Here is a 15,300-nt window from a genome sequence, read left to right as displayed (position 1 = left end):
GGGAAGGACTCCTCACTGGGTGATGAACTGCTCGCTGCCCACCACGCCGACCTTGGACAGGCCGACCTGGTTCACCGCCACCATCACCTCGGCGAAGGTGTTGTACTTGGCCTGCCGGTCTGCACGCAGATGGACTTCGGGCTGCACCGGCTGCGCCGCGGCCTCGTGCAGGCGGCTCAGCAGCTCGGGCTTGCCGCCGGCCACGGGCGTGCCGTTCAGGTAGATCACGTTGTGCGCGTCCACGTCGATCTTCAGCACCTCGGGCTTCACCAGGCTCACCGGCGGCTGGCCCAGGGGCAGGTTCAGGTTCACTGCATGCAGCTGGATGGGGATGGTGATGATCAGCATCACCAGCAGCACCAGCATCACGTCGATCAGGGGCGTGGTGTTGATGTCGATGATGATGTCGGGCTCGCCGCGCCGCTTGGCGCTCGGGATGTTCATGCCCATGGCAACTCCTTGTGCGTGGATGAGTGGATGGCTGGGGCCGCGGCTTCAGCTGCGCGACGGCGGTTCGGTGATGAAGCCCACCTTGGCGATGCCGGCGCGCTGGCAGGCGTAGACGATGCGGCCCACGGAGTCGTAGTTGGCATCGAGGTCGCCGCGGATGTGCACCTCGGGCTGGGGCGACTGCTGCGCCACCGCCTTGAGCCGCTCCACCAGGGCCTCGCTGCCGCTCAAATGGGCGTCGAACCAGTAGGTCTCGCCCTGGGCGTCGACGCTGATCACGATGTTCTCGGGCCGGCTCTCGCGCACCTCGTTGCGCTCCTTGGGCAGGCTCACCGGCACCGAGAAGTTCACGACCGGGATGGTGATCAGGAAGATGATGAGCAGCACCAGCATCACGTCCACGAGCGGCGTGGTGTTGATGGCGGAGACGATCTCGTCGTCTTCGAGGCGGCGTGACTTCTTGCGGGCCATGGCAGGGCTCCCGGGCTCAGGCGGACTGGGCCAGCAGGGCCGTGTGCAGCTCGTCGCCGAAGTGCTGCACGCTGTCCAGCGTGGCCTTGTTGCGGCGGGCCAGCCAGTTGTAGCCCAGCAGGGCGGGCACGGCCACGGCCAGGCCGATGGCGGTCATGATGAGCGCCTCGCCCACCGGGCCGGCCACCTTGTCGATGGAGGCCTGGCCGGCGGCGCCGATGGCCGTCAGCGCGTGGTAGATGCCCCAGACCGTGCCGAAGAGGCCCACGAAGGGCGCGGTCGAGCTGACGGCAGCCAGAAAGGCCAGGCCCTTCTGCTGCGAGCCCTGCACCTTCTCCACGGCACGCTCGATGGCCAGGCTCACCCACTCGTTGAGGCCGATGTGGCGGGCCAGGCGCTGGTGCTTGGCGGTGGCGTCCAGCCCGGCCTCGGCGATGAAGCGGAAGGGGCTGTCCTGGGCCAGCACCTCGGCGCCTTCGCGCACGGTGTTGCTGCCCCAGAACTGCTCCTGCGCCGCCTTGCCCTGGCGGACTATGCGCAGCTGCTCGATGGTCTTGGTGATCAGGATGAACCAGCTGCCCACGCTCATGACGGCCAGCAGGGCCAGCACCGTGCGCTGCACGCCGCTGCTCTGGGCCCACAGCGCGCCGACGCTGTAGGGGTCTTCGCCGGGGGCCGCAGCGGTGGCGGCACTGGTGGCCGCCTTCACGGCGCTGGCCGCCGCTGCGGGGTCCTGGGCCTGTGCAGCCCAGGCCAGGGCCAGCAGGCCCGTGGCCACGAGCAGGGCGCGGCTGGATCGGAGGGAGAAGTGCTTGGAACGCATGGGGGCCTCGCTTGCTGTCTTGCTTACTTCTTGGTGTAGACCTGGTCGAACACGCCACCATCGGCGAAGTGGGTCTTCTGCGCCTTGGTCCAGCCGCCGAAGACGTCGTTGATGGTGAAGAGCTTGAGGGCCGGGAACTGCTTGGCGTACTTGGCGGCCGCCTTGGGGCTGCTGGGGCGGTAGAAGTTCTTGCCGGCGATGTCCTGGCCCTCGTCGGAGTAGAGGTAGTCCAGGTAGGCCTGGGCGACCTCGCGGGTGCCGCGCTTGTCCACGACCTTGTCGACCACGGCCACCGGGGGCTCGGCCAGGATGCTGCTGGGCGGGTAGACCACCTCGAACTTCTCGGGGCCGAATTCCTTCAGCACCAGGCCGGCCTCGTTCTCCCAGGACAGCAGCACGTCGCCGATGCCGCGCTCGGCAAAGGTCACCGTGGCGCCGCGGGCGCCGGAGTCCAGCACCGGCACGTTGGCGAAGACCTTGCCGATGTAGTCCTTGGCCTTGGCGTCATTGCCGCCAGGCTGCAGCAGCGCATCGCCATAGGCGGCCAGATAGGCCCAGCGCGCGCCGCCCGAGGTCTTGGGATTGGCGGTGATCACGCCCACGCCGGGCTTGGCCAGGTCGGCAAAGCTCTTGATGCCCTTGGGATTGCCCTTGCGCACCAGGAAGATGATGGTGGAGGAGTAGGGCGTGCTGTTGTGCTTGAACTTGCCCTGCCAGTCGGGATTGACCAGCTTGCCGCCTTCGTTGGCGATGGCGTCGATGTCATAGGCCAGGGCCAGGGTCACGACGTCGGCCTCCAGGCCATCGATCACCGAGCGCGCCTGCTTGCCCGAGCCACCGTGCGAGGCCTTGACGCTGACGGTGTCCCCCGTCCTGGCCTTCCAGTACTTGGCGAAGGCGGCGTTGTACTCCTGGTAGAGCTCACGCGTCGGGTCGTAGGAAACGTTGAGCAGGGTGATGTCCTTGGCGAAGGCCACGGCGCTGCTGGCGGCCAGGGCGGCGGCGAGGAGGGTCTTTTGGAGCAGGGTCGTCATGGTGGTCTCTGGGTGATGTCGGGGGCTGCGGATCGTGTGAGTTGGCAGTCGGCGCTTCGTCTGCGGCTTGTTGCTGCCAGGCCTCGCAGTCTGGTGGCCCGGGCGCAGTGCAGGAACAAAGCAAATTGCAGATGCATATGCAGCGGCGGGCCCGATGGCATCGGGGCTGCACGCAAGCCAGCAGGCCGGCGCCGGGGTGCTGGAAATGACGCAGGCCGGGGTCAGGCCTTGCTGCAAAGGCGACGAGTACGGCGCGGGGCGGCCCGCAGCGGCAGGTATGCAACTTGCGTCACTGCGCCCATCCGCCGCTCTTCATCAAGGACATTGCATGCGCGCTTCCCTTCACCCCTTCGCTCCGCTGGCCCTGGCCGCGACCCTGGCCCTGGCCGGCTGTGCCAGCACGCCGCCCCTGGACCTGGCCGCCGTCGAGCGCTCGCTGGGCGGTGAGGCCGCGACCCGGCTGAGCATCGACGCCCAGGGCCGCTGGTACCAGTTCGGCCAGGCGCCCGCGCCGGGCCAGGCCTGGCCGGCCTTCGAGCTGCTGCGCTACCACGCCGAGCTGGACTTCCCCGCCCAGGCCGCGCAAGTGCAGCAGACCCGCCGGCAGATCGTCGAGCCCGGCCGCGCCCGGCCCACGCCCGTGGACCAGCAGGTGGACCAGGCCGTGCTGGGCGCCTGGGCCTGGAACCGCGCGGTGGCGGCCAACGGCCAGCCCGGCGCCGTGAGCGCCCAGCCCGCCGCGGTGGCCGAGCGCCAGGCCGAGCTGTGGTCCACGCCCCAGGGCTTTGTGCGCGCCGCGCGCGAAGCCGGCGCCAGCATCAGCCGTGACGGCGCCCTCACGCGCGTCAGCTTCAAGACCAAGACGGGCGTGCCCTACGAGGGCTGGATCAATGCGCAGGGCGATCTCGAGCGCGTGCGTACCCTCGTCGACAGCCCTGTGCTGGGCGACACCCCGCTGGAGACGCGCTTCGAGCAGTACCGCGACTTCGGCGGCCTGCGCTTCCCCGCACGCGTGCTGCGCCTGCAGGGCGGGCACCCGGTGCTGGATCTGCAGGTGAGCCAGGTGCGGCCCGGGCGTGCGGGTGGCATCGAGGCCCCGGCGGAGGCCCGCCAGACGCAGTCGCCCGCGCCCAAGGTCGAATGGAAGGCCCTGGCCAGCGGCGTGCACTACCTGACGGGGGGCACGCACCACAGCGTGCTCGTCGAGCAGCGCGACCACCTGGTGCTGGTCGAGGCGCCGCAGAGCGAGGAGCGCTCCCTGGCCCTGCTGGCCGCCATCCGCGAGCGCCTGCCCGCCAAGCCGGTCCGCTACGTGATCAACACCCATGCCCACTTCGACCACGCCGGCGGCCTGCGCACCCTGGTCGATGCCGGCGCCACGGTGGTGACGGTCGCGGCCAACAAGCCCTTCTTCGAGCAGGCCTGGGCGCAGCCACACACGCTCAATCCGGACGCCCTGTCCCGCTCCGGCCGCCGGGCGCAGTTCGAGACGTTCCAGGGCCGCCACGTGATCAGTGACGGCCAGCGCCGCATCGAGCTGCACGAGCTGGCCGGCAACGGCCACAACGACGCCTTCGCGCTGATCTACCTGCCCGCCGAGAAGATCGCCATCCAGGCCGATGCCTACAACCCCGGCCCCACGGCCACGCCGCCCACGGGCGCGCCCAACCCCTACACCGTGAACCTGCTGCAGAACATCGAGCGCCTGGGCCTGCAGGTCGAGCAGATCGCGCCGCTGCACGGGCCGCGCACGGTCACGGTGGCGGAGCTGCGCACGGTCACGGGGGAGAAGTCGGTGGCGCAGCGCTGAGGGAGCGCATCGCCTGCCAGGGGCCTGCCGCGCATGGGGCAGGCCCCTTTTTCGTCAGCGGGCTGCTGCAAAGCACGCAAGACGCCCTGCTGCATTTCACGCAGCGGCCTCGCCGGCCGCCGCAAGCCCGTGCCGCACGCCCACATGCAGCCAGCGCATGTGCATGTGCAGGCCCTGAAATCCGAAGGGTGACAGGCACTTGGGCGCGCCATCACGCCCGCCAGGCCGCGGGGCGCCCGGCCTGGCACAGCGCTTGCAATTCCTGCTGGACCGCCCCGAGGCCTGCTGGCGCAACAGCAGGGGCCTCGCGGGCCCCGGAATTCATCGCCGTCTTCGTGTCCTCACAGGAGTTGCACCATGTTCAAGAAACCGCTGCTGGCACTGGCCCTCGGAGCCGCCGTCGTGGCCGCGGGCGCTGCCGATGCGCCCGCCGAGAAGGCTGCCGAGAAGCCTGCCGAAAAGGCCGCCGCCAAGCCAACCAGGGCCTGGTCCCCCTACCAGCCGGTGCAGGCCCCCGCCGTGCCTGCCGTCAAGACCCGGGCCTGGGCGCGCAGCCCCATCGATGCCTTCGTGCTGGCCCGGCTGGAGAGCGCCGGCCTCAAGCCCAGCAAGGATGCCGACCGCGGCGCTTACATCCGCCGCGCCACGCTGGACGCCTGGGGCCTGCTGCCCACGCCGGAGGAGGTGCAGGCCTTCGTCAACGACAAGTCGCCCAATGCCCACGAGAAGCTGGTGGACCGCCTGCTGGCCTCGCCCAAGTTCGGCGAGCGCCAGGCGCGCCGCTGGCTGGACCTGGCCCGCTACGCCGACAGCTCCGGCTTCCAGAACGACCTGACGCGGGCGAACATGTACCGCTACCGCGACTACGTGATCCAGGCCTTCAACAGCGACAAGCCCTTCAACCGCTTCATCCAGGAACAGATCGCGGGCGACGAACTTTTCCCTGACAGCCAGGAGGCGCGCATCGCGACGGGCCTGCTGGCCGGCTACCCGGACAACGCCAACTCGCGCGACATGGTGCAGCGCAAGTACCAGATCGAGACCGACATGACCGATCTGGTGGGCGAGGTCTTCCTGGCCAGCACCATCGGTTGCGCCCGCTGCCACAACCACAAGGCGGACAAAGTCAGCCAGAAGGAGTACTTCCAGCTGCAGGCCTTCTTCGCCAACACCGCCTTCGACGAGCGCGCGGCGGTGAAGGAGAAGGAGCCCGTCGACCCGGCCTTCGAGAAGGCCCAGGCCGCCTACCAGGCCGCGAGCAAGGAGATCCGCGACAAGCAGCGCGCCATCCTCGCCAAGGTGATGGCCGCCGGCATCAAGTACCAGAAGGAGCGCTACCTCACCGACACGCGCGACGCCCTCTTCAAGCCCGAGAAGGAATGGAGCGCGCTGGACCGCTGGGTCAACTGGCGCCACAAGTTCGTCACCACCGACCAGCAGGCCGCGCAGGCCTACCTCAAGCTGGCCGCCGAGGACGACACCTTCCCCGCGCACAGCCAGGAGCTGGTCGAGCTCTACAAGGAGTACCAGAAGCTCACCGCCGAGCTGAACAAGCTGGACAAGCTCAAGCCCCAGGGCAGCGGTGTGGTGAACAACTACACCAGCGCGCTGGAGCTGGGCAAGGACGCGCCGCCCACCTTCGTGCGTTTCGGCGGCCAGCACGAGAAGCTGCTGGACGAGGTGCAGCCCGGCGTGCCCGCGCTGTGGCTGGGCGGCGGCGAGCAGCCCAAGGTCGTGGCCCTGGAGAAGTCCAGCGGCCGGCGCAGCGCCCTGGCGCAATGGCTCTCCAGCGACAGCAATCCGCTGACGGCCCGTGTCTATGTGAACCGCGTCTGGAGCCAGTACTTCGACAAGGGGATCATCAGCACGGTCCAGGACTTCGGACGCGCCGGCGCCAAGCCCACGCATCCGGAGCTGCTGGACTGGCTGGCCCAGGACTTCGTGAAGAAGGGCTGGAGCGTCAAGCAGCTGCACCGCGACATCCTGCTCTCCAGCACCTACCGCCAGGCCTCGGACGAGCGCGAGGAGCTGGTCAAGGCCGACCCGGAGAACAAGCTGCTGGCCGCCTTCCCGCGCAAGCGCCTGGAGGCCGAGGTGATCCGCGATTCCCTGCTCTACGCCTCGGGCCAGCTGGTGGACAAGGTGGGCGGCCCCGCCGTGTTCCCGCCCGTGCCGCAGCAGCTCAATGCGGGCCAGCTCTGGCAGGCGCCGCGCAACGAGGAGGAGACCCGCCGCCGCAGCATCTACACCTTCGTGCGCCGCAGCGTGCCCTATCCGCTGACCGTCAACTTCGACCCGGCCAACCCGGCCCAGCCGCACCACAAGCGTGACGTCACCACGACCCCGCTGCAGGCGCTGACGCTCTTCAACAGCGACATCACCTTCGCCTGGTCCCAGGCCCTGGCCGGCCGCCTCATCAACGAGGCCGGCAAGACCGAGACCGCGCAGCTGGACCGCCTCTACGAGACCCTCTTCGCCCGCAAGCCCTCGGCCCAGGAGCGCAAGGCCCTGCAGGGCTTCCTGGACCAGCAGGAGAAGGTGATCGCGCAGAAGTCCCTGGAGGGCGGCAAGTTCGCCGTGGCCGTGCCCACCGGCCTGAAGAAGGACGCCAACGTCAACCCGCTGCGCGCCGCGGCCTTCGTGGACCTGGTCCACACCGTCGCCAACTCCAACGACTTCTCCTACCGCTTCTGACCTGCCCGCACCCGGCTACAACAAAGGAATCACCATGAGCCATCGCCATCATGACCACCACGACCACCACCGCCGCGACTTCCTGCTGCGCAGCGGGCAGGGCCTGTCCATCGCCGCGCTGGCCAGCCTGATCCCGGGCTTCCAGGGCGTGGCCCTGGCCTCGGACCTCGTCGATCCGCTGGCGCCCAAGGCGCCGCACTTCCCGGCCAAGATCAAGTCCGTGATCTGGCTCCACCAGAACGGCGCGCCCTCCACGCTGGACCTCTACGACTACAAGCCCGAGCTGCAGCGCCTCTCGGGCCAGGCCGTGCCCGCCAGCTTCCTGAAGGGCATCAAGACCAGCACCCAGGGCGGCGTGGGCAAGCTGTGGGTCTCCAAGAACCGCACGTGGAAGCAGTACGGCGAGAGCGGCGCCTGGTTCTCCAACCTGCTGCCCAACCTCGCCCAGCATGCGGACAAGATGGCCTTCATCAAGTCCAGCGTGACGGTGGGCGCCACGCACGACATCTCCATCCTCAAGCTCAACACCGGCGACCTGAACCCGGGCCGGCCCTCGCTGGGCGCGTGGATCAGCTACGCCCTCGGTTCGGCCAACCCGGACCTGCCGCCCTATGTGGTGCTCTACAACGGCGATCGCGAGCCCCAGGCCGGCGCGCAGAACTGGAACAGCGGCTTCCTGCCTGCCGTCTACCAGGGCACGGCCTTCCGGCCCGGCGACTCGCCCATCCTCTACCTGGACCGCCCGGACCTGCGCACCGCCGGCCAGCAGCGCACGCAGCTGGACCTGCTGAAGCACCTCAACCAGCTGGGCGCCGACAAGCGCCCGCACGACACCGAGCTTCGCGCCCGCCTCAAGGCCTACGAGCTGGCCGAGCGCATGCAGGCCGCCGCGCCCGACGCCGTGAGCCTGGACAAGGAGACGGACGCCACCAAGAAGCTCTACGGCCTGGACGACAAGACCAGCGAGAGCTACGGCCGCGTGCTGCTGCGCGCCCGCCGTCTGGTGGAGCGCGGCGTGCGCTTCGTGCAGGTGGTGTCCGGCCATCCGGAAGGCGTGGCCGACAACGACCGCCGCAGCTGGGACGCCCACAACGAGCTGGACGACAACCACGGCCTGATGGCCCGCATGGTCGACAAGCCCATCGCCGGCCTGCTGACGGACCTGAAGGAGCGCGGCCTGCTGGACACCACGCTGGTCGTGTGGACCTCCGAGTTCAGCCGCACGCCCTGGGGCGAGAGCGGCTCCGGCCGCGACCACAACCCCTGGGGCTACACCCAGTGGCTGGCCGGCGGCGGCATCAAGGCGGGCTACACCCACGGCGCCACGGACGACATCGGCCTGCAAGTGGCCGACAAGGACCTGGCCGTGGACACCTACGACCTCCACGCCACCGTGCTGCAGCTCTTCGGCCTGGATCACCTCAAGACCACCTTCCTCAACAACGGCCGCTCCGAGCGCCCGACGGTGGTCTACGGCAAGGTGATCAAGGAGCTGCTGGCCTGAGCGCCGCAAGCTGAACGCTGATCGATGCATCCGGGGTCAGGTCTTGCCTGGCCCCGGTCCTGGTTCCCCGAGTACACGATGACCCGAGTCTTTCCCTTCTTCCGCGCATCCCTGGCCGGCCTGCTCACGGCAGCGGCCCTGATCAGCCCTGGCATCGCCGGCTCCGCCGAGGCCGAGCTGGACATGGACCTGATGCAGACCATCGAGGACCTCAACAAGAGCCTGGCCTCCAACATCGCCCTGCGCGACGCCAAGGGCAGCCGCAGCGACGCGAGCGAGCTGCACCAGCTCTTCATCCAGGTCGAGGGCCATTTCGCCGCCAAGCCGGACGCGCAGGATGCCGTGGACCTCGCGAAGAAGAGCAAGGACCTCAGCGCCGCCATCGTCCAGCACGTCGGCCGCGGCGACTTCGAGGCGGCGACCGATGCGGCGACCGGCATCTCCCGCGCCTGCCGTTCCTGCCACACCTTCTACAAGAAATCCTGACCCATGCGATTCGCTGCCACTTTCTCCCATGGCCTCTTCGCGAGCCTGCTGCTGGCCGGTGGCCTGGCCCATGCCGCGCTGCAGCCGGGCGATGCCGCCCCGGACTTCGAGGCCGAGGCCGCCCTGGCCGGCAAGGGCTACACCTTCCAGCTCAAGGCAGCCCGCCAGGCCGGCCCGGTGGTCGTCTACTTCTACCCGTCCGCCTACACGAACGGCTGCAACATCCAGGCGCACAGCTTCGCCACGCAGCTCGACGCCTTCAAGGCCGCCGGCGCGAGTGTCGTGGGGGTGTCCCTGGACAGCATCGGCCGCCTGCGCGAATTCAGCGCCGACCCCGACTACTGCGCCGGCAAGCTCAGCGTGGCGAGTGACGCCGACGGTCGCATCGCCAAGGCCTTCGCGCTGAACGTGCGCGAGGCCCCCACGGGCCGCAAGGACAGCCGCGGGCAGGACATCGACCACGGCCTGGCCGAGCGCACCACCTTCATCGTCGGCAAGGACGGCCGCATTGCCGCCACCGTGGGCGGCCTGAGCCCCATCGAGAACGTGGAGCAGGCCCTGCTGGCGGTGCAGCAGCTGGCGGCCAAGCGGTGAGCGCCTGGCGCTGGCTGCTGCCCGGAGCCTGGCTGAGCCTGAGCCTCATGGCGCCGGAGCTGCACGCGGCCAAGGCCGCGCCCAAGCCCGTTGCCAGGCCCGTTGCCAAGCCCGGCCTGCAGGCGCCGCCCGCAGGCGATGCCCGCCTGGGCCGCGACAAGGCCGAGGCCGAGCGCTGCTTCGAATGCCATGGCGAGCAGGGCCTGGGCGTGGGCCACGGGCCGGAAGCCATCTTCGCCCGCCTGGCCGGCCAGAAGGCGGACTACATCGAGCAGCAGGTCCGCCACTTCAAGGCCGGCCTGCGCAAGAACGACAGCATGCTGATCACGGCGCGGGCCGTCGACCCCGAGGACCTGCGCGACATCGCCGCCTACTTCGCCCAGCTGCCGGTCATGCAGGGAGAGGGCGCCCTGGATCCCGCGGCACATCGGAGCGCGCAAGACCTGACCCTTCACGGCGATCCCGCCCGCGGCATCGCCGCCTGCAGCAGCTGCCATGGCGCGGTGGGCGAGGGCCTTACCGGAAGCCCGGCGCCGCGCCTGGCCGGCCAGGAGTCCCGCTACCTGGCCAAGCAGCTGCGGGACTTCCAGCAGCGCCAGCGGCGCGAGGCGGTCGACAGCGGCATGGCCGGCATCGCCAGCGCGCTGCGCGAGGCGGAGATCGAGCAGCTCGCCTCCTACTTTTCCAGGCAGGGCGCCGCCAGCGCGCCCCGCTGACCTTCACTCGTCAAGGACCCGACATGTCTCACCTGATTCCCTGGATGGACCGCAGCCTGATCGCCGCGGTGGCCCTGACGCTGGGCGGTGCCGCCGCAGCGCAGACCCCGGCCCAGCCTCCCGCCGACACGCCCACCCAGACGCCCGCCATCGCCGGCGTGGTGGCCGCCGGCACGCCGGTGCGCTACCTCAAGGACGGCTTCAAGGGCACCGAAGGACCGCTGGGCCTGCCGGATGGGCGCTTCGTCTTCACCGAGACGCAGGCCGAGCGCATCACGCAGATCCTGCCGGACGGCAGCACCCAGCCCTTCCTCACCCAGAGCAATGGCGCCAACGGCCTCGGCTGGAGCCGCGACGGCGAGCTCTTCGCCGTGCAGGTGAGCCAGGCGCGCGTGGGCGTCGTCTACCCCGCCGACAGGGCGCGCACGCTGGCCGACAGCTGGGAGGGCAAGCCCTTCGACCGCCCCAACGACCTCGTGCTGGACAGCCGCGGCAACGTGTACTTCACGGACTCCGGCTCCGCCCCCGGCCAGCGCCAGGGCGCTGCTGCGGCCGTGGACTACGCGAAGCCGGCGGTCTACCGCATCCGCGCCGGCGGCGTGCTGGAGCGCCTGGCCGCGGACATCACCCGCCCCAACGGCATCCAGCTGAGCCCCGACGAGCGCACGCTCTACGTGGCCGACACCGCCGGCGAATGGGTGCTGGCCTATGACATCGCCGCGGACGGCCGCCTGGGCCCGCGCCGCAACTTCGCCCGCCTGGCCGGCTTCCGTACCCTGGAGAACGGCAGCACCAGCAGCGGGGCCGACGGCCTGGCCGTCGACGCCGAGGGCCGGCTCTACGTGGCCAGCAGCGTGGGTGTGCAGGTCTTCAATCCCAAGGGCGAGGCCCTGGGCACGATCACGCTGCCGCGCGCGCCGCAGAACCTGGCCTTTGCCGGGCCGGACAAGCGCCAGCTCTACGTCGTCGGCCGCGGCGCCGCCTGGCAGCTGGCCGTGCTGACGCCGGGCGTGGCCAGCCGCGCCAAATGACATCCCTTCCTCCATTCCACCCAAGAAAGCGCTTCATGAAACGCAACTCAATCCTCGCCGCACTTGCCCTGACCATCGCCAGCCTGGCCGTGAGCAGCGGCGCCCAGGCCCAGCAGGGCCCCAAGCCCGAGCAGCTGATCAAATGGCGCCAGTCGGCGTATCAGGTCATCGCCTGGAACAACGGCCGCATCAAGGCCAATGTCGAGGGCACCTACAACAAGGAGGAGGTCATCAAGGCCGCCAACACCATCGCCGCGCTGGCCAACAGCGGCCTGGGCGCGCTCTTCGCGCCCGGCACCGAGACCGGCAAGGGCTGGCACGACACCACCGTCAAGCCCGAGCTCTTCAAGCCAGGCTCCAAGGTCGGCGAGTACGCCAGCGCCTTCAGCAAGGAGGCCAACGAGCTGGCCCAGGTCGCCCTCCTGGGCGATCAGGCCAAGACCAAGGAGCAGTTCGGCAAGCTGGGCAAGACCTGCAAGGCCTGCCACGACGACTTCAAGAACAAGGAGTGAGGCGCGCTGCCTGAGAAGAGGCCCGGCTTGCCGGGCCTTTTGCATTGGGGGCGATGGGCCGGGTGGGCCGTCCGGCATGGGCACAGCCGCCCGTCGCCCGCTGCATGCGCATGAGTGCCACGGCCTTCAAGGGAGGCTCAAGTCCATGCCGAGCGACCTGGCCAGCCCGAAGGTCAGGGTCAGCAAGACGAGAAGCAACAGGACGAACACCGCGAGGACCTTGGCGCCCATGCCGAGCAGCGCGTGCCGGTCCACCGTCATCTTCTCGCGGTCGTAATGCCACTTGATGGCGAACACCATGCCGGTGACGAAGACCAGGCCCTTGAATAGAACGAAGACGACGAGAACCCAATCCACCTGAGCATTCCTGGCTGTTGCACGACGCCGTCCATCTTGATTGAAAACAAGCGCGGCGGACATTGGGCGTTTTGACTCAGGGGGTGCGGTGGGGCAGGGTCACCGTAGGACTGGGTCAGGGCTTGAGGTCCAATCCCTTTAGACTCAAGACCTGACCCCCGTCCCTTTTTGAGCCCGTTCTCGCTTCAGGGCGACGTGGCTGGTTCGGTACTGGGCAGTCCCTTTCATTCGTTGAGCCACATAGCCGACACCACATGCCACCCTACGCCGCGCCGGGTTCGCCCGAGAAGAAGCTGGAGTCACGCAATGCACAAAAGGTCGCACGGCTTCTTGCCAACAAGTTGAAGCCCCTCGGATTCGAGCGCACCAGGACGAGCTTCTACACGCGGCCAAAGCCGCTGGTGATCGAGTTCGTTCATCTCCACAAGTTCTCGTTCGAAGCTTCCTTCAGGGTCCAATTTGGTGTCCGAGTGCGGACCGACGACTTTCCCGGAGCGCACTTGAATGGGCCGTCGTCGGACGAGATGCGGGACTCCAACGATCACAGTCTCAGGCGCTACGACTTCTCGTTCGGCGCAGATCCAGCGAGCTTGGACGCTTGTGCGGAAGAGATCCTTCGGTGCGTGCTGGAGGAAGGCGCTGTCTGGTTTGCCTCGATGGAGAGCCAAGAGCGTCTGCTGTCGCCATCGTCACCGCTGACCCACGAAGCACGCACAGCACTTCAGCGCGAGCTACGAAGCTCAACGATGCCCCAAGCTTCCCAGCAAACTCAAAGGGTGCTCAATGCGTCCTGAGCCCTCGTTCAGGCCGACCGGCTACGGGAGCCGCAGGCGAGGTCAGGCATCAAGATTCAAGTCCCCAACATCTCGATCCGCTCAACAAGGGGCCTCAGGGTCGGAGGGCAGGCAAGACTTGACCCTGGTGCCCCTGCGAGTTCCCCGGCCTTCACGGGAGGCTCAAGTCCATGCCGAGCGTCCGGGCCAGTCCGAAGGTCAGTAGACTCAAGGCCTGGCCCCAGGCCCACACGGTCTCTCATGCTGCGTCTCATCTTCATCGCAGGTATCTGTACGTTCCTGCTCATCCCGATCGCTGGCTACTCGAGCAACATCGTCAAGGACCCGATGCTGCTCGGCCTTGTGTCCTTCGGTTCGGCCTACATCCTGCTGCCAGCGCTCCTTCTGCACCTGTGGCCAAAGTCGTCCCTGGCTGTGCGACAGGAGCCGATGCAAAGTGCGTTGTGGAGCGGGCACCTGAAGACGGCGGATTACCGGGTGTCTGACGTCGTTGAAGTCGAAGAGATGGAGGATGAAGGCATGCACTTCCTTCTCGCGACCAACGGCGGCACGCTTTTTCTGTCGGGTCAGTATCTCTACGAGCTCGTTGAGTCAGGGGTCTTCCCCTGTGGCGGAGTGCGGCTGTTCAGCAACCGCCAAACCGGCCTGCCCTACGGCATCGAACCAGTCGGGGAGGGGGTCGTCAATTGGCGGAGGTTTGAGATGCCCCGGGAGGAAAGGCCAGAGGACTCTCTGGAGCTTGAAGACGGTCATCTGTACAGCCAGTCCTTGGAAGAAATCGTCCAACAACTCAGGCTTGTGCAGGTCGATGCAAGGCCAGCCACCAGTTGATCGCCATCATGTGGAAGAAAGGCAGGACGCGTCCCGCCTTGAATTTCCTGTCGTGCGCTTGAAGGCCCCGATGGAGCCGAGGCTGCCAGGGCGCGCTGATCCGGAGCGGATCGCGGATCGCGCGGATCGGGGGCACGCGCGGATCGGGGTCAGGCATTAAGTTCTGAATCCCCACCACTTCGATCCGTTCAACAAGGGGCCTCAGGATCAGAGGGCAGGCAAGACCAGCCCCACGCTAACGTATGGGCTTGTTGGCCCGAGGCTTCAACGGGCTGTCGAGTCGGCAACCGCAGGCGTCGTCAACACCTGCTCAACTGCTGATTCTTTAGCGGAATCAGCAGGGGCGGGGTCAAGCAGGGGCGCAGGGGCGGGGTCAGGCATCAAGTATTAAGTGCAGCGGACATTGGGCGTTTTTACTCAGGGCTGGCGGCGGGGCTTGGGGGTGGGGCCTTGGGCCCTACCTAGCCCTGTAAAACTCAAGGCCTGATCCTCGTCCTTGCGCTCGTCCTTGCGTGACCCTCGTCTTTGTGGGGGCGACTCCATCACTGCACGATTCGGCCATGCCAAGCTGGCACCCCTGAAATTGGTCGTTAGGCATCACACACACCATGCTCGGTTCGCTGTTCCGCTCTTCTCTCCCCGACGATGCCATTGAGTATGCTGGCTTCGTGCTCATGCACTGCGCAGCCATTGCTGATGCGAACCGCGAAGGAGAACTCATCTGCCCGTTTGCAGTTATCACTGACGCAACAGGCCGGCAGGTACTGGACTTTGAGTCAGAAACTCAGGAAGAAGCCGTTGCAAAGGGCTGGGCAAGCCTCGCTGAGGCAAAGCGATCAAAAGTCTGGTGGGCCTTTGGAAGGGAAGGGATCTCTCGACAATCAGATGGAACTGGCACGGACGTACTTACGGTCACAGTATGGGTTCCTGGAATGAAGCAGCACTACAGCTTCACTCAACTCTTCGGTCGGGGCCCGGAGCAAGGTATCTATCTCATCGGCAAGCCAGAAGCCCTGAAGCATGGCGAAGAGCATGCCGAACCAGTTGAGCGCTGGAACGATGTGGCCCTTGGCAGAGGCATTGCGTCACATCCGACAGGGAGTCGTTGGCAAGAGTGGCAAGGACATTGACGCCTAGCCCCTCGTTCAACCGGACTTGCGCCGGCGTGCCTACGCCGGCCTTCATTTCATTCT

At 67.8% G+C, this 15,300-nt stretch carries 16 protein-coding genes; 11 read left to right on the top strand and 5 right to left on the bottom strand.

What is annotated here, in order from left to right; genetic code table 11:
* Positions 1-12: 12 nt before the first annotated feature.
* Genes O9Y01_RS04015 through O9Y01_RS04000 form a run of 4 tightly spaced genes read right to left on the bottom strand, consistent with a single transcriptional unit; the run spans position 13 to position 2,778 of the window.
* Positions 13-450, bottom strand: a complete 438-nt coding sequence (locus tag O9Y01_RS04015; RefSeq protein WP_269630192.1) for an ExbD/TolR family protein — start codon at positions 448-450, stop codon at positions 13-15.
* Positions 451-495: 45 nt separating this feature from the next.
* On the bottom strand, positions 496-921 hold the full coding sequence (locus O9Y01_RS04010) for an ExbD/TolR family protein (protein ID WP_269630191.1): 426 nt from the start codon (positions 919-921) through the stop codon (positions 496-498).
* Positions 922-937: 16 nt separating this feature from the next.
* Positions 938-1,744 carry a MotA/TolQ/ExbB proton channel family protein gene (locus O9Y01_RS04005; protein ID WP_269630190.1) on the bottom strand — a complete coding sequence of 269 codons (807 nt, stop codon included), beginning with the start codon at positions 1,742-1,744 and terminating at the stop codon, positions 938-940.
* A gap of 23 nt (positions 1,745-1,767) precedes the next feature.
* Positions 1,768-2,778 carry a sulfate ABC transporter substrate-binding protein gene (locus O9Y01_RS04000; protein WP_269630189.1) on the bottom strand — a complete coding sequence of 337 codons (1,011 nt, stop codon included), beginning with the start codon at positions 2,776-2,778 and terminating at the stop codon, positions 1,768-1,770.
* 328 nt (positions 2,779-3,106) lie between these two features.
* Between O9Y01_RS04000 and O9Y01_RS03995 the strand changes: the two genes are divergently transcribed.
* From O9Y01_RS03995 to O9Y01_RS03960, 8 genes are all read left to right on the top strand, one after another.
* Complete coding sequence (locus O9Y01_RS03995) at positions 3,107-4,588, top strand: MBL fold metallo-hydrolase (RefSeq protein ID WP_269630188.1); 1,482 nt, start codon at positions 3,107-3,109, stop codon at positions 4,586-4,588.
* Positions 4,589-4,945: 357 nt separating this feature from the next.
* Entirely contained in the window at positions 4,946-7,282 is a 2,337-nt protein-coding gene (locus O9Y01_RS03990; protein ID WP_269630187.1) for a DUF1549 and DUF1553 domain-containing protein, read from the top strand.
* A gap of 34 nt (positions 7,283-7,316) precedes the next feature.
* A complete protein-coding gene (locus O9Y01_RS03985; RefSeq protein ID WP_269630186.1) occupies positions 7,317-8,786 on the top strand; it encodes a DUF1501 domain-containing protein in 1,470 nt (489 codons plus the stop codon).
* Between the two features lie 78 nt (positions 8,787-8,864).
* Positions 8,865-9,272, top strand: coding sequence for a hypothetical protein (locus tag O9Y01_RS03980; RefSeq protein WP_269630185.1), 408 nt, complete (start codon positions 8,865-8,867; stop codon positions 9,270-9,272).
* A gap of 3 nt (positions 9,273-9,275) precedes the next feature.
* The gene (locus O9Y01_RS03975; RefSeq protein ID WP_269630184.1) at positions 9,276-9,866 is read left to right on the top strand and encodes a peroxiredoxin; all 591 of its coding nucleotides are present in this window, start codon (positions 9,276-9,278) and stop codon (positions 9,864-9,866) included.
* The gene (locus O9Y01_RS03970; RefSeq protein WP_269630183.1) at positions 9,863-10,582 is read left to right on the top strand and encodes a c-type cytochrome; all 720 of its coding nucleotides are present in this window, start codon (positions 9,863-9,865) and stop codon (positions 10,580-10,582) included. The genes O9Y01_RS03975 and O9Y01_RS03970 overlap by 4 nt, the downstream gene beginning before the upstream one ends.
* A gap of 23 nt (positions 10,583-10,605) precedes the next feature.
* Positions 10,606-11,613 carry an SMP-30/gluconolactonase/LRE family protein gene (locus O9Y01_RS03965; RefSeq protein WP_269630182.1) on the top strand — a complete coding sequence of 336 codons (1,008 nt, stop codon included), beginning with the start codon at positions 10,606-10,608 and terminating at the stop codon, positions 11,611-11,613.
* Positions 11,614-11,648: 35 nt separating this feature from the next.
* Entirely contained in the window at positions 11,649-12,125 is a 477-nt protein-coding gene (locus tag O9Y01_RS03960) for a c-type cytochrome (protein ID WP_269630181.1), read from the top strand.
* Positions 12,126-12,251: 126 nt separating this feature from the next.
* Here O9Y01_RS03960 and O9Y01_RS03955 read toward each other — a convergent pair whose 3' ends face one another.
* A complete protein-coding gene (locus O9Y01_RS03955; RefSeq protein ID WP_269630557.1) occupies positions 12,252-12,545 on the bottom strand; it encodes a hypothetical protein in 294 nt (97 codons plus the stop codon).
* A gap of 191 nt (positions 12,546-12,736) precedes the next feature.
* On the opposite strand from O9Y01_RS03955, the gene O9Y01_RS03950 reads away from it, so the two are divergent.
* The 3 genes from O9Y01_RS03950 (at position 12,737) to O9Y01_RS03940 (ending at position 15,237) form a co-directional block, all read left to right on the top strand.
* The gene (locus O9Y01_RS03950; protein ID WP_269630180.1) at positions 12,737-13,276 is read left to right on the top strand and encodes a hypothetical protein; all 540 of its coding nucleotides are present in this window, start codon (positions 12,737-12,739) and stop codon (positions 13,274-13,276) included.
* A 240-nt stretch (positions 13,277-13,516) separates the two neighbouring features.
* The gene (locus O9Y01_RS03945) at positions 13,517-14,107 is read left to right on the top strand and encodes a hypothetical protein (RefSeq protein WP_269630179.1); all 591 of its coding nucleotides are present in this window, start codon (positions 13,517-13,519) and stop codon (positions 14,105-14,107) included.
* A 608-nt stretch (positions 14,108-14,715) separates the two neighbouring features.
* Positions 14,716-15,237 carry a hypothetical protein gene (locus O9Y01_RS03940; protein ID WP_269630178.1) on the top strand — a complete coding sequence of 174 codons (522 nt, stop codon included), beginning with the start codon at positions 14,716-14,718 and terminating at the stop codon, positions 15,235-15,237.
* The last annotated feature ends 63 nt before the right edge of the window (positions 15,238-15,300 follow it).

It is taken from the genome of Pelomonas sp. BJYL3 (assembly GCF_027257975.1).
GTDB lineage: Bacteria > Pseudomonadota > Gammaproteobacteria > Burkholderiales > Burkholderiaceae_C > Roseateles_B > Roseateles_B flavus.
The sequence above is the reverse complement of the archived record's forward strand: the minus strand, read 5'-3'. Positions and strand labels throughout refer to the sequence as shown.